This window comes from Streptomyces sp. NPDC002773 (assembly GCF_040295605.1).
Lineage (GTDB): Bacteria > Actinomycetota > Actinomycetes > Streptomycetales > Streptomycetaceae > Streptomyces.
In genome coordinates, this window is sequence record NZ_JBEOVO010000009.1 from 193,823 (window position 1) to 213,666 (window position 19,844).

General features: G+C 72.4%; 14 protein-coding genes. 4 read left to right on the top strand and 10 right to left on the bottom strand.

The features are described 5' to 3' along the window. Positions 1–24: 24 nt before the first annotated feature. Complete coding sequence (locus ABT034_RS14790) at positions 25–3,915, bottom strand: endo-alpha-N-acetylgalactosaminidase family protein (protein WP_351214960.1); 3,891 nt, start codon at positions 3,913–3,915, stop codon at positions 25–27. Between the two features lie 259 nt (positions 3,916–4,174). Here ABT034_RS14790 and ABT034_RS14795 point away from each other — a divergent pair, with 259 nt between their 5' ends. Then, positions 4,175–4,786: a YceI family protein gene (locus tag ABT034_RS14795; RefSeq protein WP_351214962.1), complete on the top strand. Its 612-nt coding sequence runs from the start codon at positions 4,175–4,177 to the stop codon at positions 4,784–4,786. Positions 4,787–4,872: 86 nt separating this feature from the next. Here the strand turns inward: ABT034_RS14795 and ABT034_RS14800 are convergent, their stop codons facing one another. After that, positions 4,873–6,024, bottom strand: a complete 1,152-nt coding sequence (locus ABT034_RS14800; RefSeq protein WP_351214964.1) for a serine hydrolase domain-containing protein — start codon at positions 6,022–6,024, stop codon at positions 4,873–4,875. 139 nt (positions 6,025–6,163) lie between these two features. Between ABT034_RS14800 and dnaN the strand changes: the two genes are divergently transcribed. After that, complete coding sequence (gene dnaN / locus ABT034_RS14805; RefSeq protein WP_351214966.1) at positions 6,164–7,267, top strand: DNA polymerase III subunit beta; 1,104 nt, start codon at positions 6,164–6,166, stop codon at positions 7,265–7,267. 8 nt (positions 7,268–7,275) lie between these two features. On the opposite strand, the gene ABT034_RS14810 is transcribed toward dnaN, so the two are convergent. Together ABT034_RS14810 and cimA are read right to left on the bottom strand one after the other, a co-directional pair. Beyond that, positions 7,276–8,637 (bottom strand): hypothetical protein, encoded by a 1,362-nt coding sequence (locus ABT034_RS14810; protein ID WP_351214968.1) that lies wholly within the window; start codon positions 8,635–8,637, stop codon positions 7,276–7,278. A 53-nt stretch (positions 8,638–8,690) separates the two neighbouring features. Further along, a complete protein-coding gene (gene cimA, locus ABT034_RS14815; protein WP_351214970.1) occupies positions 8,691–10,307 on the bottom strand; it encodes a citramalate synthase in 1,617 nt (538 codons plus the stop codon). A gap of 540 nt (positions 10,308–10,847) precedes the next feature. On the opposite strand from cimA, the gene ABT034_RS14820 reads away from it, so the two are divergent. After that, complete coding sequence (locus ABT034_RS14820; protein WP_351214972.1) at positions 10,848–11,582, top strand: hypothetical protein; 735 nt, start codon at positions 10,848–10,850, stop codon at positions 11,580–11,582. Positions 11,583–11,592: 10 nt separating this feature from the next. Here the strand turns inward: ABT034_RS14820 and ABT034_RS14825 are convergent, their stop codons facing one another. The 5 genes from ABT034_RS14825 to ureA form a co-directional block, all read right to left on the bottom strand. After that, positions 11,593–12,927 carry an MFS transporter gene (locus ABT034_RS14825; protein WP_351214974.1) on the bottom strand — a complete coding sequence of 445 codons (1,335 nt, stop codon included), beginning with the start codon at positions 12,925–12,927 and terminating at the stop codon, positions 11,593–11,595. 75 nt (positions 12,928–13,002) lie between these two features. Next, positions 13,003–13,548: a TetR/AcrR family transcriptional regulator gene (locus ABT034_RS14830; RefSeq protein ID WP_351215046.1), complete on the bottom strand. Its 546-nt coding sequence runs from the start codon at positions 13,546–13,548 to the stop codon at positions 13,003–13,005. A 114-nt stretch (positions 13,549–13,662) separates the two neighbouring features. Then, entirely contained in the window at positions 13,663–14,679 is a 1,017-nt protein-coding gene (locus tag ABT034_RS14835; protein WP_351214976.1) for an agmatine deiminase family protein, read from the bottom strand. 28 nt (positions 14,680–14,707) lie between these two features. Beyond that, complete coding sequence (locus ABT034_RS14840; RefSeq protein ID WP_351214978.1) at positions 14,708–16,390, bottom strand: urease subunit alpha; 1,683 nt, start codon at positions 16,388–16,390, stop codon at positions 14,708–14,710. Continuing rightward, positions 16,390–17,076 carry an urease subunit gamma gene (ureA, locus tag ABT034_RS14845; RefSeq protein WP_351214980.1) on the bottom strand — a complete coding sequence of 229 codons (687 nt, stop codon included), beginning with the start codon at positions 17,074–17,076 and terminating at the stop codon, positions 16,390–16,392. Before ureA ends, ABT034_RS14840 begins: the two co-directional genes overlap by 1 nt. Before the next feature lie 135 nt (positions 17,077–17,211). On the opposite strand from ureA, the gene ABT034_RS14850 reads away from it, so the two are divergent. Continuing rightward, a complete protein-coding gene (locus tag ABT034_RS14850) occupies positions 17,212–18,633 on the top strand; it encodes a cytosine permease (protein ID WP_351214982.1) in 1,422 nt (473 codons plus the stop codon). Positions 18,634–18,637: 4 nt separating this feature from the next. On the opposite strand, the gene ABT034_RS14855 is transcribed toward ABT034_RS14850, so the two are convergent. Next, positions 18,638–19,744 carry a branched-chain amino acid aminotransferase gene (locus tag ABT034_RS14855; RefSeq protein ID WP_351214984.1) on the bottom strand — a complete coding sequence of 369 codons (1,107 nt, stop codon included), beginning with the start codon at positions 19,742–19,744 and terminating at the stop codon, positions 18,638–18,640. Between the last annotated feature and the right edge of the window lie 100 nt (positions 19,745–19,844).

The window sequence follows — 19,844 nt, forward strand, 5'->3', positions numbered from 1 at the left end:
GCCGCTCTGTGCCGCAGGTGGAGGTCAGCCTCCGCAGTGGAAGCGGGCGTCACCCCAGTCCGCGTGGTCGTTGCCGTTGCCGTCGCCGCCGTCGCCGACCACCAGGTCGACGTAGGAAGCGCCGGTGACGTCAGCGGTGAGCGCCCAGGCCGGGTCCGTGGCCTTCAGGACCGGGGACTGCACCTTCTCGACGCCGTCCGCGAGGACGCTGAACCGGACGCTGCCCCGGGCGGTCTGGACGTCGTCGACGCCGACCTGGGCGGTGAGGGAGGTGCAACGGCCGCCCAGGTAGTAGCGGATCGTGGCGGGGGCGTGGCTGCCCAGGCCCTTGGCGTACGCCACTCCCCCGATCCGCAGCGGGGTGCCGTCGCCGGTGCCGGTCTCGCCGTTGGAGAGGTCGCGCTCGACGGGTCCCCAGCCGTTGCCGGCGGAGGTCCAGTCCAGGTCGCTGGCCCAGCTGTCGGCGGTGGGCGGCGGGGGCAGGGTGCGGGCGGTGGTGGCCGCGGTGAGCTTCCGCTCCGCTCCCCCGAGGGCGTACGTCAGGGAGGCGCCGAGGGTGTACGGCTGGTAGGCCGCGTCGACCGGCGGGGTCACCTGCCAGGTGGCGGTGGCCTTCCCGCCCGCCGCGACCGTGCCGAGGGTGACGGGCGCGGCAGGTTCGGCGGTCCAGCCCGCCGGGAGGGCGAGAACGGCCCGGGCGCCGGTGACCTCGGTGGTCTCGTCGTTGCCGAAGGTGGCCGTGACCTGGTTCGGGCGGCCGGGCTCCAGGGTGTCGGGCGCGGCGACGGCGAGCGTGCCGCAGGCGGCGCGCTCGGCGGCCGGGCCGAGGTCGGTGACGGTGAAGGCGTCGAGGACGAAGTCGGCGCCGTCGGGGGCGTCGGCGCGCTTGCGCAGGCCGGTCCAGGTGTCGCCGCAGCCGGCGGTGACGGTCTCCGTGAAGTGCCCGCTGCTCCTCTGCTGTCCGAGGGGGGTGCGGCGGGTCTCCACCGAGGTGCCGTTCGCGCGGTCGTAGCCGGTGATCCACTCGTACGCGCCCGCGTGGCTGGACTGGTAGGCGTACTCCACGCGGTAGGTGCGGCCGTCCTTCATGGGGACGGTCCAGGGCGCGGTGCGGTAGACGAGTCCGCTGTTCTCGTCGTGCGACTTCAGGGACTCGGCGCCGCCGATGACGTCGTCGATCAGCTTCCCGTTCCAGCCGGCCTGGGTGTACGGGGCGTGGAGCTGGGCGATGTGGGTGCGGGGGTCGGTCGTACCGCCGGAGTCGCCCTTGAGGAAGGGGCCCCAGCCCTGGTCGACGGCCTCGAAGTCCTCGTACACGAGGGTTCCGGCCTTGGTGGCGGGGGCGTTGGCGACGATCCGGACGTCGTCGGTCCGGACGGTGGCGGCGCTGCCGCTCGCGGCCTGGATCCGCAGCTCGGTGGCGCCGCCGGCGGGGGCGGTGAAGGTGACCTTGGCGCGCTGGAAGCGGGTGCCGTTCCAGTCGGAGGCGGCGACCCGGTCCTGGAGCGTGGACCGTTCGACGGTGACGGACCGGCCGCCGGCGGAGAGGGTGGTGGGCCGGGTCGCGCCCGGCTGCACCTCGATCAGGGCCGAGGCGGTGTACCGCGCGCCGGGGGTGAGGCCGGTGATCTGCTGGCGTACGGAGGCGGCGGCCGCGCCGGAGAGCTTCGCGCTGTTGCGGCCCTGTCCGTCGGTGTCACGGGCGACGGTGCCGGCCTTGGTCCAGCCGGTGAGCTTCGCGTCGTTGAAGCCGGGGTCCTTGACCGGGGTGCCCTGGCCCCACGCGGGGGTGCGCGGCTCCGGCGCGCGGTCGGGGTAGAGCACGTACGGCTGCCCGGCGACGGCGTCGAGGGTGATCTTCCCGCCCACGGGCCGCACGGTGGCGGTCTTCACGCGCCCGTTGTCGGTGAGTTCGTACACGGAGTACGAGCCGGCGCCGGCCGGGACGTCCCAACTGGTCGTGCCGCCGGCCTTGTTGTAGTGGTAGAGCTTCTTCCCGCCGTCCCAGGGGAGCAGGTAGCGCTCGCCGTCGAGGACCTTGCGGCCGTGGTCGTAGAAGGTGCGGCGGCCGTTCTCGACGGTGCCGCGGACTCCGCCGGTGAAGGTGAGGTCGTTGCCGGTCCAGCGGGTGATCTTCTGCTGCTGGAGGTACTTGGCGGGCAGGTTCCGCTGCCAGATGTTGGCCGTGAAGTCGTTCCAGTCGGTCTCGCCGGTCCAGCCCTCGAAGTCGACGAGCGCGGTCTGGCCGAGGACGGGGTGGTTGTTCCAGATGTCCTTCTCGCCGTTGCGGATGAAGCGGATGATCTGCGAGTTGAGGCCCTTGTTGGTGGCGCCGCCGTAGTCGAGGTCGTTGGCCCAGTGGGACCAGAGGGAGGACCGCTCGAACTTGTCGGACCACTCGGTGGCGACGTTCCAGCCCTGCGCCTGGACGGCCCGTACGGTCTCGTCGGCGATCCAGCCGTGGGTGTAGTAGACGTCGATGTAGAGCGTGGAGAGCCGGGGGTCGGTCTCGTCGCGGAGCTGCTGGAAGCGGCGCGCGAGGTCACCGCTGTTGATGTCGCGGCGCTGGTCGATGTAGTAGCTCTGGTTGAGCCAGTTCCAGCCGGGCTTCGTCCGGTCGACGAGGGTCTCGCTGAAGTTCTTCGCCTCGGGGTACGACTCGGTGGCGTTGACGTGGACGCCGAAGTCCGCGCCCCACTTCCCGCCCTCCTTCAGGAGGACGTTGAGGTCGGCGAGGCCGCCGGCCCGCTTGTTGTAGTTGCCGCCGTAGTCGGGGTGGGCGGAGTCGTGGCCCTCGGAGCCGTACCCCTTGAGCAGGGCGAACTGGCCGAGACCGTCGGTGGAGAGCGAGATCCGCTTGACGTCGTCGAGGGTGCGCAGGAAGGGGTGGGTGGCCTGCGAGGCGAAGTTGAACGGGATGTGGGCGACGACCCGGCCGGGGGTCTGCTCGCTGCCGGGGGCCTTGGTCCCGATCGTCCGGAAGGCGATGGCGCCGTCCTGCCAGTCGGTGGCGCCGTCGGCGTTGGCGTCGGGGGTGACGACGACCTTGGCCCAGGGCAGGCCGTCACCGCTCGCGGGCTTCGGGGCGCCCTCGCCGCGGTAGGTCCACTGGCCGGACCAGACGCCGACGCGGGTCTCGGTGCCGCTCTTGCGGGCCTGGTGCCAGAAACGGGCGCCGTCGCGGGCGGAGGCTCCCGAGGGCTTGTCATAGCTGGAGTTGGACTCGACGGCGGCGGCGAGGCGGCCGGTGTTGACGAGGGCGTAGGTCGCGCCCACCGGGTTCGCCTCGGCGGCGGTCGCGTCGGTGACCTGCGCGAAGACGTCGGCGGTACGGGTGGAGTCCGGGTCGAGCCGGGTGAAGGCGGTGGCGGCGCCGGGATCCGACGAGCCGACGGAGACGAGGTCGTGGCCGGGTATGTCGAGCGTGCCGACCCGGAAGCCCTCCGTGTCGCGGACGGCGGTCACCCGGAAGGTGGTGGTCCGCCCGTCGACGCTCAGGCTCGCGTCGATCTCGACGCCGGGCAGCTCGGGGAAGGCGAGGGTGTACGCGGCGGAGGACGCGGTCAGGACGGGGGCGCCCTTGGCCTGGACGGCACGGGCGGTGCCGTTGAGGACGACCCGCGTGACCGGGGCCGTACTGCCGAGGAGGCGGGCGCCGTTCGCGCGGTCGGTGTACGAGAGGACACGGGGGAAGTCCTCGGCGACGGCGACGGAGAGCTGCGGGGAGGCGATGGCGGGGGCGGCGGCCGTGGCGGTCCCGGCGAGCGGCGCAGGGGCCGCCGCGCCGCCGCCCTCCGCCGGAACGGGCCCGGCGGGAGGCCCGGCCAGAGCGGGTCCGGCCAGGGCGAACACGGCGGACGAGGCTGCGACGAGCGCGCAGGCGGCACGGATTCTTCGCGAACGGGAGAGGGGCATGCGCCTAGTTGGCCCCGCCCCAGCAGCACCGTCAACGAGATGGCGCCGCGCGGGCCCCTCCAGTCCAAGAACCCCCTTCGGTTAGTCCAAGTGACCACCGGAGGGGTCTGTGCGCGTCCGCCAGAGGGCGTCGGCGTCCGTGTGGCGCCGTGCGGGTGAACATCTCCCCCGGACCCCACTCAGATGTTGAATGTTGAACGGAATAGGGTTACAGTCGTTCTCGTTGAAGGTTCAACAAACACCGACAAGGAGTACTGCCATGGGTCTCTTCACCCGCAAGAACAACGAGTCCGCCGTCGCCACCGCCACCCTCCCGGTCGACCCGGCCCTGGCCGCCCTGACCGGTGACTACACCATCGACCCGGCGCACAGCAGCATCGGCTTCACCGTCCGTCACGCCATGGTCACCAACGTGCGCGGCACCTTCGGCGAGCACGAGGGCGCGCTGAAGCTCGACGGCGCGAACCCGGCCGCCTCCTCCGCCTCCATCGACGTCAAGATCGCCTCCGTCGACACGGGCATCGGCGACCGCGACGGCCACCTCCGCAGCGGAGACTTCTTCGACGCCGAGCAGTTCCCGCTGATGAGCTTCCGCTCCACGCGGGCCGAGCAGCTGGGCGGCGACATGTACCGGATCACCGGCGACCTGACCATCAAGGACGTCACCAAGCCGCTCTCCATCGACCTGGAGTTCAACGGCACGGCCACCGACGTCTACGGCAACGAGCGCGTCGGCTTCGAGGGCTCCGCCGAGATCCTGCGTTCCGCGTGGGGCCTGACCTGGAACGCGGCCCTGGAGACCGGTGGCGTGATGGTCAGCGACAAGGTCAAGCTGAACTTCGACATCTCCGCCATCAAGAACGCCGCCTGACCTCGGCCTTCCCCTCCGGCACACACGAGCGCGCCCGCCCTCCGCAGCAGCGGAAGGCGGGCGCTCGGCGTTGACCGGGGGTGGGGCTAGGCCCGGCGGGCGGCCGCCTCCACCACCGCCGGGATCAGGCGGGCGTTCTCGGCGGCGCCGGGGCCGCCGAGGAAGGCGAAGCGGCGGCGGGCGTAGCTGTAGGCGACGCCGGTCGCCGGGTCGGCGAAGGACTGGGTGCCGGGGGCCCCGCTGTGGCCGATGGCGGACGCGCTCAGGGCCGGGTAGCGGGTGGCCAGCGGGACGAAGCCGAGGCCGAAGGCGTTCTCCTCGCCCGTCACCAGGTCCGTCCCCCTGGAGTGGATCCGGGCCACTTCGGCCAGGGTGTCCGGCTTCAGGAGCGGGGCGCGCCCGTCGAGCTCGCCGGCGACCGCCGCGTACATCCGGGAGAGCCCGCGCGCGGAGCCGATGCCGCCGGCGGATACCGGCGACTGCGCCCGGACCTTGCGCGAGTTGGCGTGCGCGACGATGTCGAACGGCGGGTTCGCGTTGAAGCTGAACGCGACGGCCAGGCGGCTGTCGGGCGCGACCGGGTTCCCGTCGAGGATCGCCTGCTCGGCGGGCGTGGGCAGCATCGGCAGGGCCGTACGGAAGCGGGGTTCGAGCTCTTCGGGCAGGCCCAGGTAGTAGTCGAGCGCGTACGGGGCGCGGATCCGCTCCTCGAACAGCTCCCGGATCGTCCGGCCGGTGGCCCGCAGGACCACCTCGCCGACCAGGGCGCCGATCACCAGGCCGTGGTAGCCGTGGCCGGTGCCCGGCTCCCAGAAGGGGCGGTGCCCGGCGATCCGCGCGGCGATCGCCCGGTCGTCCGCGATCTCGTCGGCGCTGAATCCGCCGTCGACGCCGATCGCACCGGCCCGGTGGGCGAGCAGCTGGCGCAGGGTGGTCCCGCCCTTGCCCTCGGCGGCGAACTCGGGCCACCAGGAGGCGACGGTGCGGTCCAGGTCGAGGACGCCGTCCTGGACGAGAAGGGCGGTGACCAGGGCCATGGCGCCCTTGGAGGAGGAGTAGAGGCCGAGGAGCGAGTCCCCGTCGACCCCGTCGCCGCCCCAGAGGTCCACGACGAGACGGCCGTGGTGGTGGACGGCGAGTTGGGCGCCGCCGTCGCGCGCCTCGTCCGCCACCACCGTGGCGAACTCCTCCCGTACGGACTCGAATCCGGGCTCCACCGTGCCGTGGACGTCACTCATGGTGCTACTCCCCCTGTAGGTAACTGACGCGTTCGGGGACTGGAACGATCAAGGGGTCGGCTTTCTTCCCGCGTTGCCGCGAGATGCCCGGACCTGCTGGTCAACGGCGTTGTCAGTGGCGGCCGCTAGCGTCGGCGGCATGGAATTCCGTATCGACAGCGGTGCGTTGGCCGAAGCCGTGGCCTGGGCCGCGCGCGTCCTGCCGGCCCGCTCCCCCATGCCCGTCCTCGGCGGCCTGCTCCTGGAGGCGGCGGACGGCCGCCTGCGGGTCTCCGGTCTCGACCACGAGGCCTCCGCCCGCATCGAGGTGGAGGCCGACACGGACGTCGAGGGGCGGGCACTGGTCCTGGGCCGGCGGCTGCTCGACATCTGCAAGGTGCTGCCCCGGGGCCGTACGGAGCTCGCCGTGGAGGGCGCCCGGCTCTCGGTGACCTCCGGCGACGCCCGCTTCGGTCTCTCCCTGCTGCCGCTCGACGACTATCCGGCCCCGCCCGCGCTGCCCGAGGTCCGGGGCCTGGTGGACGGGGACGCCTTCGCCGCGGCGGTCGGCCAGGTGGCGGTGGCGGCGGGCCGGGACGACTCGCTGCCGGTCCTGACCGGCATACGGCTCGCCCTGGACGGGACGACCATGACCCTGGCGGCCACCGACCGCTACCGCTACGCCGTCCGCACCCTGGAGTGGAAGCCGGAGGCCGGCACCGCAGGGGAGGACGCGGATGTCGTCGTGCCCGCGCGCCGCCTGACCGAGATCGCCCGCTCCCTCGCGGGCGCGGGGCCGGCGCGGCTCGCCCTCGACGGCGGCTCGATCGGCTTCGAGAGCGGCGGTCTGCGCACCACGAGTCGGCTGCTCGACGGACGCCTCCCCCGCCACGACAAGCTCTTCACGCTCGGCGACCCCGCGTTCGCGGTCACCGCCCGGACCCCGCTGGCCGAGGCCGTGAAGCGGGTCGCGGTCGTCGCCGAGGGCGACAGCCCCGTCCAGCTGACCTTCACCCCCACCGCCCTCCAGCTCCAGGCGGGCTACGAGGACGACATCGCCTCCCAGGGCCTCCCGTCCACCCTGACGGGCACGGACACGCTGACGGTCGCGTTCAACCCGGGGTATCTGCTCGACGCGCTCACCGCTCTGGACTCCCCCGAGGTGCACTTCCACCTGCTCGGCCCCGGGCAGCGCGCCCTGCTCACCGACGGCCCGGGCGCGGCCCACCGGCACCTGCTGATGTCGGTGAAGCCGTTGGTCTGAAAGGCCGCCTAGAAGCCGCCGCCCCCGCCGTCGAACCCTCCGCCGCCGCCGAAGTCGCCGCCGCCGAAGCCGCCCGAGTCCCCGCCGCCGAAGTCGCTCGACCCGAAGTCGCCGGAGCTGAAGTCGGCGCCCGAGTAGTCGCCGCCCTCGAATTCGCCGCCGCCGTACTCGCCCGCGTAGGCGGGGGTGGCGAGCATCGAGCCGAGGAGCGTGCCCATCAGGAGGCCGGGGAGGATGCCGCCGCCGAAGTAGCCGCCGGCCCAGGGGCCGTAGGCCGGGCCCGCCTCCCAGTAGGGGCGGCGGACGCCGTCCGCGTCGACCGTGCGGGCCATCGGGTCGAGGCCGTCGTCGAGGCGGGACGCGTCGGCGGCGCAGACCGGGACCTGGCGGGCGGCGCCGCCGGCCGGGGTCCAGGTGCGGTCCTCGGTGGAGGGGCCGTGGCGCGGGTCGAAGAAGCAGGGGGCGCGGCGCTCGGGCAGCGGGCGGGACTCGCGGCGGGCGGCGAGGACGGCGAGGGAGTAGCGGCCGTCCTCCAGGGCCTCGGTGACCGGGCGGACGTCATGGGGGTGTCCGGCGGAGGCCATGAGGGACTTGGCCTTGTCGTACGAGTCGAGGGCGCGCTCGTAGTCGCCGCGCATGGCGTCGTCCGCGCCGGGCTCGGAGGGGTGGAAGTCGAGGCGCTCGAGTTCCTCGCCGAAGGCGGTGATGTCCTCGTCGACGACAACCCGCAGTTTGTCGAGGGCCGCCCGCTCCTCGGCCTCCTTGCGGAGCCGGTTGCGGCGGACGACCGCGTAGGCGCTCGCGCCGCCGGCGGCCGCGACGGCCCCCAGGGTCACGAGTCCGGCGACGGGGACGCCGGAGTCGGTGCCGGCGGAACCCCAGGTGGCAGGGGCGGAGCCGCGCAGGGTGGGCAGGGCCTGGTCGACGAAGTTGTTGAGCTCGGTGGCCGCGTCGACGTTCGGCTGCCGTACGGAGGTGACGAGGTTCTGTACGGCGTCGGGGGACATCACGGATCGGTCCGCCTGGGCGTTGAAGCCGTCTCCGAGCCGGATCGCGTAGAGGCCGGTGACCCCGGTCTGGGTGCGCAGGTTCTGGAAGAGGTCCTCCGGCGGGAACTGGGCGTTCGCCGGGAGTACGGCCACGAAGAGCGGCTTGTCCGCGTCCTCGATCTTCTGGGCGAGGGCGTCGGCTTCGGCCTTCGACAGCTGGCCGGCGGCGCCCGGGTCGACGTACACCGGGCCCTGTTTCAGGGCCGCGGCCGCGTCGGATATCCCCGTGGCCCTGGCGCCCGCGGAGGGGACCAGGGCCAGGAGCAGGAGCAGTATCAGCCCGGCGAGGGCCGACAGTACGGACAGCGGCCTCATCCTCATGGTTCGACGCTACCCGAACGACGCCGAACAAGACATAGAGGGAGGATAAGGCCCTATTCGGACGGGTCGACCCCGGCCCGGAGCACCCCGTACGTGAAGGCGTCCTCCAGGGCCTGCCAGGAGGCGGCGATCACGTTCTCGCCGACGCCGACCGTCGACCACTCGCCGTTGCCGTCGCTGGTGGTGATCAGGACGCGGGTCGTGGACTCGGTGCCGTGGCGGCCCTCCAGGATGCGGACCTTGTAGTCGACCAGCTCGAACTTGGCGAGCTGCGGGTAGATCCGCTCCAGGGCGAGCCGCATCGCCCGGTCGAGCGCGTTGACCGGGCCGTTGCCCTCGGCGGTGGCGACGATCCGCTCGCCCTTGGCCCAGAGCTTGACGGTGGCCTCGTTGGCGTGGGTGCCGTCCGGGCGGTCCTCGACGATCGCGCGCCAGGACTCCGTACGGAAGTAGCGGCGGGCGCGGCCCTCGACCTCCTCGCGCAGGAGCAGCTCGAAGGAGGCGTCGGCGGCCTCGTACGTGTAGCCCTGGAGCTCGCGCTCCTTGACCCGCTCGACGACGCGGGCGACGAGGGCGCGGTCGCCGCCCAGGTCGACGCCGAGTTCCTTGCCCTTGAGCTCGATAGAGGCGCGGCCGGCCATGTCGGAGACGAGCATCCGCATGGTGTTGCCGACCAGCTCGGGGTCGATGTGCTGGTAGAGGTCGGGGTCGACCTTGATCGCGGAGGCGTGGAGTCCGGCCTTGTGGGCGAAGGCGGAGACGCCGACGTACGGCTGGTGGGTGGAGGGGGTGAGGTTGACGACCTCGGCGATGGCGTGCGAGATCCGGGTCATCTCGGCGAGGGCGCCGTCGGGCAGCACCTTCTTGCCGTACTTGAGCTCCAGGGCCGCGACGACGGGGAAGAGGTTGGCGTTGCCGACCCGCTCGCCGTACCCGTTGGCGGTGCACTGCACATGGGTGGCGCCCGCGTCGACGGCGGCGAGGGTGTTGGCGACGGCGCAGCCGGTGTCGTCCTGGGCGTGGATGCCGAGGCGGGCCCCGGTGTCGGCGATGACGGTGGCGACGACGGCCTGGATCTGGGCGGGCAGCATGCCGCCGTTGGTGTCGCAGAGGATGACGACGTCGGCGCCGGCCTCGTACGCGGCCCGGACGACGGCCTTGGCGTAGTCGGGGTTGGCCTTGTACCCGTCGAAGAAGTGCTCGCAGTCGACGAAGACGCGGCGGCCCTGGGAGCACAGATGGGCGACGGTGTCGCGGACCATCTCCAGGTTCTCGTCGAGGGTGGTGCGCAGGGCGAGCTCGACATGCCGGTCGTGCGACTTGGCGACCAGGGTGATGACCGGGGCGCCGGAGTCGAGGAGGGCCTTGACCTGCGGGTCCTCGGCGGCGTTGCCGCCGGCGCGGCGGGTGGCGCCGAAGGCGACGAGCTGCGCGTTCTTGAACGCGATCTCCTGGGTGGCGCGGGCGAAGAACTCCGTGTCGCGGGGGTTGGCGCCGGGCCAGCCGCCCTCGATGAAGCCCACCCCGAACTCGTCGAGGTGCCGGGCGATGGTCAGCTTGTCCGCGACCGTGAGGTTGATGCCCTCACGCTGCGCCCCGTCGCGCAGCGTCGTGTCGAAGACATGGAAGCTGTCGTCGAGGCGCGAGCTCTCGGCGTTCTCCGTGGTCATGACTGTGATGGCTCCTGTCGGATGTGGCTCCGGAAGGTCTGGATCCACTTGCCCCCATTCTCACGCGTCGTCCGCTTCCGGCGAGGGTGGGGCCGGAAAACGAAAAAACCCCTCGCGGGTGCGAGAGGTCTGCGCGCGGGTCTGGGGCACGGTGTCCACTGCCGCGGGGGTCGTTCCGCGGTTCAGTGGCCACTGAGGACCGGCGCGCTGCTGCCGATAATCATCGTGGTAGCGAGCACGGCGGAATTCTGACACAGCCGCGCGGGTGACAGCAGCGCAGTCTCAGGATGCGGGCGGCGTCCGGTGGTACGGATCGTCCGCGTGAACACTCCACCGCCTTCCGGGCCGCCCTCAGGACCACCTTCCGGACCTCCCTCGGGGCCGCCTTCCGGACCACTCCACCCGTCCTCGCCGGAGCCCGACCCCGAGCCCGGCCCCCACGGCTCCGGGGCCGGCCGCGCCACGGGCCCAGACTCCGGCTCCACCGCGCAGCCCACGCCCTCCCCCGGAGGAGGAGACGGCCGTCGCCGCGTCGCCCTGATGGCCGCCGGCGGGGTGCTGGTGGCGGCGGCGCTGGGTGTCGGCCTGGTCGCCCTCCTCGGCGGGGGCGACGACGACCCTCCGCCGCAGGCGGGCCCGTCGAGCCCGGCGGTGTCCAGCCCGCCCCCCGACTCCTCCGCCTCCCGTGCGCGGGCGCACGCCCTGGCCGAGCGCGTGGCCATGGCACCGGAGGACTGGGGGGCCGGCTACACGAAGGGCGACCCGTACGAGCGGGACCCGGCGGGCGAGTACGAGGTGGGGCAGGACTGCAAGGGCTTCGAGCAGGCGGCCAGGTCGGGCACCCTGGCCGCGGTCAGCCGCACCGTGCTGAGCAGTCGGTCGAATCTCTACTCGACCACCGACGTCCGGGTCTTCGTGGACGCGGAGACGGCCGAGTCGTTCGTCGAGAGCGCCGAGGACACCACGCGCCGCTGCCCGACCCAGCAGTTCGAGAAGTCGCGCTGGTCCGCCGTCCGCCAGGCCGAGGCGCCCGAGGTGACCGGGCTCGACCAGGTGATGGCCGAGGAGGGGACGCAGACGGCGGACGCCGCCGGCGCCAAGACCGATTACCCCTACGTCGTGTACACCGGCCGGACGGGCGACACCGTGGTGAGCGTGATCGTCTACGAGACCCGTGCCGACGCCGCGGCCCTGGGCCCGCGGGCCCAGGGCCTCCTCCAGAAGCTCCAGCAGCGTGTGGAGAGCGCCCGCGCGAGTGCGAGTGCGAGCCCGTGAACGGGACGGGTCAGACGGCGGGGGCCGACGCCTTCTCCTGTTCGCCGGCCCCTTCTGGCCTCTCCGCCCGGCCCACCCGGCCGAGGTCGATGTCACGGGTCTCCCGCATCGTGAGGTAGACGATCAGGGAGACGGCCGCGCAGCCCGCCACGTACCAGAAGAAGCCCGACTCGATGCCGGCGTCCTTGAACCAGAGGGCCACGTACTCGGCGGTGCCGCCGAAGAGGGCGTTGGCGACGGCGTACGGCAGGGCGACGCCGAGGGCCCGGATGCCGGTGGGGAAGAGCTCGGCCTTCACGCAGGCGTTGATCGAGGTGTAGCCGGTGATGACGACGAGCGCGAGGAGGGAGAGGCCGAGGGCGGGCCAGAAGGAGCCCGCGTGCCGCAGCATCGTCATGATCGGCACGGTGAGCAGCGTGGATCCGACGGCGAAGGTGATGAGGAGCGGGCGGCGGCCGATCCGGTCGGAGAGCGCCCCGGCCAGCGGCTGGAGGCAGGCGAAGACGATCAGGGCGCAGAAGGAGACCAGGGTCGCGGTCTGCTTGGGGAGCCCGGCGGAGTTGGAGAGGTACTTGGTGAGGTAGGTGGTGTACGTGTAGTAGGCCACGGTCCCGCCCATGGTGAGCGCGACGACGAGGAAGGCCTCGCGCCGGTGCGCCCAGAGGGCCGTGAGGGTGCCCTTCTGGTCGCCCGCGACGGCGCCGTCGGCGGACTCCTCGTACACCTCGGTCTCCAGCATGGTGCGGCGCAGGTAGAAGACGACGGCCGCGCCGAGGGCGCCGATGACGAAGGGGATGCGCCAGCCCCAGCTGTGCAGGGCCTCGTCGGACAGGGTGTGTTGGAGGACGAGCAGCAGGCCGAGTCCGAGGATCTGGCCGGCGGTCATCGACACGTACTGGAAGCTGGAGGCGAAGCCGCGGTGCTGCGGGGCCGAGGCCTCGGTGAGGTAGGTGGCGCTGGCCGCGTACTCGCCGCCGACGGAGAGCCCCTGGAGGAGGCGGGCGACCAGGAGGACGGCGGCGCCGCCGTATCCGGCGACGGCGTAGGTGGGGGCGACCGCGATGAGCAGCGCGGAGGCGGACATGAGGGTGACGGTGAGGGTGAGGGCGGCCTTGCGCCCCTTGCGGTCGCCGACCCGGCCGAGGAGCCAGCCGCCGACGGGCCGCATGAAGAAGCCGACGGCGAAGATGCCGGCGGTGTTCATGAGTTTGGCGGTGTCGTTGCCCTCGGGGAAGAAGGCCCCCGCGAAGTAGGTGGCGAAGCTCGCGTAGACGAACCAGTCGAACCACTCGACCATGTTGCCGGCCGAACCCACCCAGATCTTCTTCCAGTGCTCTCGTCCCATGGTCCGGAACCGTGCCGGACCCGCTCCACGCCTCACAAGGCCACCACGGGCAACGATCGGGAGTACTTGCGTGCGTTACGGTCGCGAGATCAGGGTTTCGCTGATGAACTCCCGCACGTGGGCGATGACTTGCTCCCGCCCGGTGCCCGGGATGCCGACGGCGACGTGCACGCTGAAGCCGTCGAGGAGGGCCCGCATCCGGGCCGCGAACCGGTCGGGGTCGACCGGCCTGAACTCCCCGCGCGAGACCCCCTCGGCGAGGATCGCGACCAGGTCCCGGTGCCAGGCGCCCTCGATGGCGGCCTGCCGGGCCCGGGCGTCGGCGTCGGCGTTCTGCGAGCGGTTCCAGACCTCCAGCCACAGCGTCCAGTGCGGGTCGCGCGGCCCCTCGGGCACGTACACGTCGACGTACCCGTCGAGCCGCTCGCGCGCGGTCCCGGGGCCGGAGAGCAGCGCGCTCCGCTCGGCCCCGAGCCGCCCCTCGCTCCACTCCAGCGTCCGGAGCAGCAGCTCGTCCTTGGTGCGGAAGTAGTAGAGGAGGTGCCCACTGCTCATCCCGACCTGCCGCCCCAGGCCGGCCATGGTCAGCCCGTCGAGCCCCCGCTCGGCGATCGTGCCCATGGCGGCGGCGAGTACGTCCTCGCGGGGCGGGGCGGCCTGGTTGCGCCGGCGGCTGGGGGGCACGGGGCTGCTGCTCTGACTCACTCGTACGTTCTACCGCATGCCCGCCGCGGCTCAGACCCTCGGCTGCTGCTGGGTGATGCAGTGGATGCCGCCCCCACCTGCGAAGATCGCCCGCGCGTCGACGAGGACGACCTCGCGCTCGGGGAAGAGGCGGCGGAAGATCTCCGCGGCGAGCTCGTCGTGGGGGTCGTCGAAGGCGCAGAGGACCACGCCGTCGTTGCACAGGTAGTGGTTGATGTAGGAGTAGTCGACCCAGTCGCCCTCCTCGTCCTTGAGGACGGTCGGGGCGGGGATCTCGACGACTTCGAGGGGGCGGCCCTGGGCGTCGGTCTGCCCGCGGAGGATGTTCACGTACATCCGGGAGCGCTCGTAGTCGGGGTGGGCCGGGTTCTGCTGGCTGTGGACGAGGACCGTGCCGGGGCGGGCGAAGGCGGCGACGATGTCGACGTGGCCCTGGGTGCCGTAGAGGCCGTAGTCGCCGGTGAGGCCGTTGGGGAGCCAGATCGCCTTCGTCGTGCCGAGCTTGGCGTGGATCTCGGCCTCGACCTGCTCGCGGGTCCACTCGGGGTTGCGGCCGGCGCCGAGCTGCACGGTGTCGGTGAGGAGGACCGTGCCCTCGCCGTCGACGTGGATCGCGCCGCCCTCGTTGACGAGGGAGGACGACAGTACGGGGACCTCCGCGAGGTCCGCGACATGGCGGGCGATCTTGGAGTCGTGCTCCCAGCGGGCCCAGTCCTGGGCGCCCCAGCCGTTGAACACCCAGTCCACGGCGGCGAGTTCGGTGCCGTTCGTGACGAAGGTGGGGCCGATGTCCCGCATCCAGGCGTCGTCGAGGTCCCGCTCGACCAGGTCGACGTCGGGGCCGACGAGGGCGCGGGCCGACTCGGCGTCGCCGGGGGCGACGACCAGGGTGACCGGCTCGAAGCGGCGGACGGCACGGGCCACCGACGCCCAGGCTTCGCGGGCCTCGGCGAGTTCGTCCTCGTTCGTGAAGGTGGGGTTGGGGCTGGGCCAGGCCATCCAGGTGCGCTCGTGCGGCATCCACTCGGCGGGCATGCGGTAGGTCATCGAGGAGTCCTAGGAGTATGCAGAGGAATCAGAGGAAGTAGAGGCGGTTGAGGGAGACGGAGTCGACCGCTTCCGAGCGGATCGGCGAGCCGTCGAGGGAGACGAGACCCGTACGGTCGTCGACCTGGACGTCTCCGACCCGGGAGTTGAGGAGCAGGTCCGCGGGGCCGATGCCGCGGGTGCCGCGCACGGCGACGCGGCGGCGCCGGGTCGGCATCTTGTCGGCGCCGAGGTCGACGGCGGCCTGGGCGACGAACGCGACCGAGAGGTCGGCGGCCGTGGCGCCGTGCCCGCCGAACAGCGGCCCGAGGACGAGCGGTTCGCAGGTGTCGGTGGCGGCGTTGGGATCGCCCACGACCCCCCACGCGGGGAAGCCGGACTTGAGCACCAGCTGCGGCTTGGCACCGAAGTACTCCGGCCGCCACAGCACGATGTCGGCCAGCTTCCCGGCCTCGATCGAACCGATCTCGTGGGCGAGGCCGTGGGCGATCGCCGGGTTGATGGTGAGCTTGGCCAGGTAGCGCAGCACGCGCGCGTTGTCGTCGTGCGCGCCGTCGCCCTCCATGGGTCCGAGCTCGGCCTTCATCTTCCCGGCCATGGCGAAGGTCCGGCGTACGGTCTCGCCGGCCCTTCCCATCCCCTGCGCGTCGGAGGAGGTGATCCCGATCGCGCCGAGGTCGTGCAGGACGTCCTCCGCGCCCATCGTCCCGGCCCGGATCCGGTCGCGCGCCATGGCGGCGTCACCGGGGAGGTCGGTCTTCAGGTCGTGGACGGAGACGATCATCCCGTAGTGCTCGGCGACCGCGTCGCGGCCGAAGGGCAGGGTGGGGTTGGTGGAGGAGCCGATGACGTTCGGCACGCCCGCCATCTTGAGGACGTTGGGTACGTGTCCGCCGCCGCAGCCCTCGATGTGGAAGGCGTGGATCGTACGGCCCGCCAGGACGCTGAGGGTGTCCTCCACGGACAGGCACTCGTTGAGGCCGTCGCTGTGGAGGGCGACCTGCACGTCGTGCTCATCGGCGACCCGGAGCGCGGTGTCGAGGGCGCGGGTGTGGGCGCCCATGTCCTCGTGGACCTTGAAGCCGGAGGCCCCGCCCTCGGCGAGCGCCTCGACCAGCGGCGCCGGGTCGGAGGACGAGCCCCGGGCCAGGAAGCCGATGTTGACGGGCCAGGCGTCGAAGGAGTTGAAGGCGTGGCGCAGGGCCCAGGGCGAGTTGACGCCGACGCCCCACACCGGGCCGAACTCCTGCCCGATGACGGTGGTGACGCCGCTGGCGAGCGAGGCCTCCAGGATCCGGGGCGAGAGCAGGTGGACGTGGGTGTCGACGGCTCCCGCGGTGGCGATGAGGCCCTCGCCGGAGACGATCGAGGTGCCGGTGCCGACGACGACGTCGACGCCGTCGAGGGTGTCGGGGTTGCCGGCCCGCCCGATCGCGTGGATCCGGCCCTCGCGGATGCCGATGGACACCTTGCGGATGCCCAGGACGGCGTCGATCACCAGGACGTTGCTGATGACGACGTCGCAGGTCTCACGGACGGCGGCGGCCTTCAGGTGCAGTCCGTCGCGGGCCGTCTTGCCGAAGCCCGCCAGGAACTCGTCACCGGGCTTCTGGGAGTCCGACTCGACCCGGACGACGAGCCCGGAGTCGCCGAGGACGACTCGGTCGCCGGCGCGCGGGCCGTGCACGGATGCGTACTCGTACGGGTCCATCAGTCGTCCTCGATTCCCAGGTAGCCGCATGCCCTCGCCCTGCGCAGGGCCTCTTCCCGCACGCCGGGCGCGTCCAGCGGGCCGTCGACCAGGCCCGCGAAGCCGATGGCGACGCGGGCGCCGCCGATCGGCACGAGCCCGACCTCGGCGGCGCCGCCCGGGTCGAAGCGGAAGGAGGCGCCGGCCGGGATGGCGAGCCGCATGCCGTAGGCGGCGGCGCGGTCGAAGTCGAGGCGCGGGTTGACCTCGAAGAAGTGGAAGTGGGAGGTGACGCTCACCGGGACGGTGGCCGTGTTCCGCACGGGGAGGGTGAGCACGGGCTCGGCCTCCGGGTGCCCGGGGCCCGGCAGCAGCGCGCCGGGCGCGGCCTCTCCCAGGCCGCCGCCTCCGATCGGGTCGGAGACGACCGCGAGCCGCGAGCCGTCGTCGAACACCGCCTCGACATGGATCTCGGTCACCACGTCGGCGACGCCGGGGAGCACGTCGTCGGGGCCGAGGACCGAGCGGGCGGCCTCGATCGCCTCGGCGAGTCGCTTGCCGTCGCGGGCCGCCTCGCAGACCGTGTCCGCGATGAGCGCGGTCGCCTCGGGGACATTGAGCCGCAGGCCCCGGGCCCGGCGGGCACGGGCGAGCTCGGCGGCTCCGAAGAGCAGCAGCCGGTCGCGTTCCGTGGGGGTCAGTCGCACGTCCGAAACACCTCCTGTTTGAGCGACACTCTAAATGCTGAGACGCTCGGTTCCAAGCATTGACGCGAGGTACGACCACAGGTCACATTGAGCGCCACTCTAAAACGTCCCCCGCTCCCGTCCCCAGGAGACCCCATGCCGATAGAACAGCGCGGAGTCGACACCATCCCCGAGGCCGAACGCACCAGCAACCCCCGCGATCTCGTCGCGATCCTGCTCGGATCCAACCTCTGCCTGGGGGTGATCGTCTTCGGCTGGCTCCCCGTCTCCTTCGGCCTCGACCTGTGGGGCTCGGTGACCTCGGTCCTCGTCGGCACCCTCGTCGGCGTCGCCGTCACCGCGCCGCTCGCGCTGGTGTCACTCCGTACCGCGACCAACCTCTCCACCTCGTCCGGCGCCTTCTTCGGCGTCCGCGGACGGCTCGTCGGCTCGGTGGTCGGGCTGCTGCTCTCGCTCGGCTACACCGCGCTGACCCTGTGGATCGGCGGGGACGTGATGGTGGGCACGCTCGCCCGCCTGGTCGGCCTGCCGACCGGCGGCGCCACCCACGCCGCCGTCTACGCGCTGCTCGCCGCCTGCACGGTGGTCGCCGCGGTGTACGGCTACCGGCTGCTGCTCAAGCTGAGCAAGGCCCTCGCCGTCGGCATGACCGTCCTCCTCGCCGTGGGCCTCTTCGCCTACGCCGGCGACTTCACGGCGGCGGCGGTCCCGGACACCCCGTACCTGCTCGGCTCCTTCTGGCCGACCTGGCTGCTCTCCGCGGTGGCCGCCGGACTCAGCGGACCGGTCGCCTTCATCACCCTGCTCGGCGACTACACCCGGTACGTCTCCCCCGAGCGGCACAGCCCCGCGAAGGTCTGGCGGGCCACCTGTCTCGGCCTGGTCGTCGGGCTGCTGATCCCCCAGCTCTTCGGTACGTTCACGGCGCTCGCCTCCCGCGGGGCGCTCGACTACGCGGGGCCGCTCGTCGCCGCCTCCCCCGCCTGGTACCTGGTCCCGCTGCTCATCGCGGCCACGGCGGGATCCGTCGGCAACGCCGGTCTGATGCTGTACTCCATGGGGCTCGACCTGGACGCCATCCTGCCGAGGGCCACGCGCGCGCGTGCCACCCTGGTGGTCGCGGTGGTGGCGACCGCCTTCGTCTTCCTCGGCCACTTCGCCTCGGACGCGCAGACGGCGATGACCTCGTTCGTCCTGCTGCTCACTGCCATCGGCACGCCCTGGGCGGTGATCACGCTGATCGGCCACGCCCGGTGCGGCGGGACGTACGACCCGGAGGCCCTCCAGGTCTACAACCGCCGTGCGCGCGGCGGGATCTACTGGTACGCGGCGGGCTGGCACCCGCGCGCCACCGCCTCCTGGGCGATCGGCGCGGCGGCCGGCCTGGCCTCGGTGTCGACACCCCTCTACGAGGGGCCGCTGCTCGCCCTGACGGGCGGGATCGACTGCAGCTTCGTGGTGTCGGCGGTCGTGGGCGGCGCGCTGTACGCCGTACTGACGCCGAACAGGGCTCCCGGGACCGTGACGGCCCCGGAAGCCCTGGCTCCAGCGGAGTGAGCGACTAGCCCAGTTCGTGCATCCAGCCGTGGACGTCCTCGGCCTTGCCGGTCTGGACGGCGAGCAGCGCCTCGCGCAGCTTCATCGTGACCTCGCCGGGCTCGCCGCCCGACTGCTGCCACTCGCCCCGCTCGGACTTGACCGTGCCGACCGGGGTGATGACGGCGGCGGTGCCGCAGGCGAAGACCTCGGTCAGGGTGCCGTTCTCGGTGTCGGTCTGCCACTGGTCGATGGAGACGCGGCCCTCCACCGGCTCAAGACCGAGGTCCGCCGCCAGCTTGAGCAGCGAGTCACGGGTGATGCCGGCGAGCAGCGAACCGGTGAGCGTCGGGGTGACGAGCTTGGGCTTCTGGTTGGCCTCAGCCCCGTACACGAAGTACAGGTTCATGCCGCCGAGTTCCTCGACCCACTTGTGCTCCACGGCGTCGAGGTAGGCGACCTGGTCGCAGCCCTTCTCGATGGCCTCGGCCTGCGCGAGCAGCGAGGCCGCGTAGTTGCCGCCGGTCTTGGCGTCGCCCATGCCGCCGGGGACCGCGCGGACGCGGTTCTCGGAGAGCCAGATGGAGACGGGCTTCACGCCGCCGGGGAAGTACGGGCCGGCCGGGGAGGCGATGACCACGAAGAGGTACTCGTTGGCCGGGCGGACCCCGAGGCCGACCTCGGTCGCGATCATGAACGGGCGCAGGTAGAGCGAGGCCTCGCCGCCGTGCTCCGGGACCCACGCCTTGTCCTGCTGGACGAGCACGTCACAGGCCTTGACGAAGGTCTCGACGGGCAGTTCCGGCATGGCGAGACGGCGGGCGGAGGTCTGGAAGCGGCGCGCGTTGGCGTCCGGGCGGAAGCTGGCGACCGAGCCGTCGGGGCGGCGGTAGGCCTTGAGGCCCTCGAAGATCTCCTGCGCGTAGTGCAGGACGTTCGTCGCCGGGTCCAGCTGCAGCGGGCCGTACGGCACGAGCTGTCCGTCGTGCCACCCACGGCCCTCGGTCCACCGGATGGTGACCATGTGGTCGGTGAAGTGGCGGCCGAATCCCGGGTTCGCCAGGATCGCTTCGCGCTCCGCGTCGGACAGCGGGCTGGAGGAGGGCTTGAGCTCGATCGTGGGCGTCGTCATGAGTGCGTGTCCTTCACCGGTTGTGTGGGGAGGACCGCGCTCACGCCTCGGTCATCGACCGAGGTCCATGACTGTGTGGACGTCCGAGCATGCCCGCGCG

Excerpts from the sequence above, each read along its gene's own strand:
- cimA (WP_351214970.1), bottom strand. The coding sequence starts at position 10,307 with ATGACCACGGAGAACGCCGAGAGCTCGCGCCTCGACGACAGCTTCCAT.
- ABT034_RS14790 (WP_351214960.1), bottom strand. The coding sequence starts at position 3,915 with ATGCCCCTCTCCCGTTCGCGAAGAATCCGTGCCGCCTGCGCGCTCGTC.
- ABT034_RS14830 (WP_351215046.1), bottom strand. The coding sequence starts at position 13,548 with ATGGGCACGATCGCCGAGCGGGGGCTCGACGGGCTGACCATGGCCGGC.
- ABT034_RS14840 (WP_351214978.1), bottom strand. The coding sequence starts at position 16,390 with ATGGACCCGTACGAGTACGCATCCGTGCACGGCCCGCGCGCCGGCGAC.
- ABT034_RS14835 (WP_351214976.1), bottom strand. The coding sequence starts at position 14,679 with ATGACCTACCGCATGCCCGCCGAGTGGATGCCGCACGAGCGCACCTGG.
- ABT034_RS14800 (WP_351214964.1), bottom strand. The coding sequence starts at position 6,024 with ATGAGTGACGTCCACGGCACGGTGGAGCCCGGATTCGAGTCCGTACGG.
- ABT034_RS14850 (WP_351214982.1), top strand. The coding sequence starts at position 17,212 with ATGCCGATAGAACAGCGCGGAGTCGACACCATCCCCGAGGCCGAACGC.
- ABT034_RS14825 (WP_351214974.1), bottom strand. The coding sequence starts at position 12,927 with ATGGGACGAGAGCACTGGAAGAAGATCTGGGTGGGTTCGGCCGGCAAC.
- ABT034_RS14855 (WP_351214984.1), bottom strand. The coding sequence starts at position 19,744 with ATGACGACGCCCACGATCGAGCTCAAGCCCTCCTCCAGCCCGCTGTCC.
- ABT034_RS14820 (WP_351214972.1), top strand. The coding sequence starts at position 10,848 with ATGGCCGCCGGCGGGGTGCTGGTGGCGGCGGCGCTGGGTGTCGGCCTG.
- ABT034_RS14810 (WP_351214968.1), bottom strand. The coding sequence starts at position 8,637 with ATGAGGATGAGGCCGCTGTCCGTACTGTCGGCCCTCGCCGGGCTGATA.
- dnaN (WP_351214966.1), top strand. The coding sequence starts at position 6,164 with ATGGAATTCCGTATCGACAGCGGTGCGTTGGCCGAAGCCGTGGCCTGG.
- ABT034_RS14795 (WP_351214962.1), top strand. The coding sequence starts at position 4,175 with ATGGGTCTCTTCACCCGCAAGAACAACGAGTCCGCCGTCGCCACCGCC.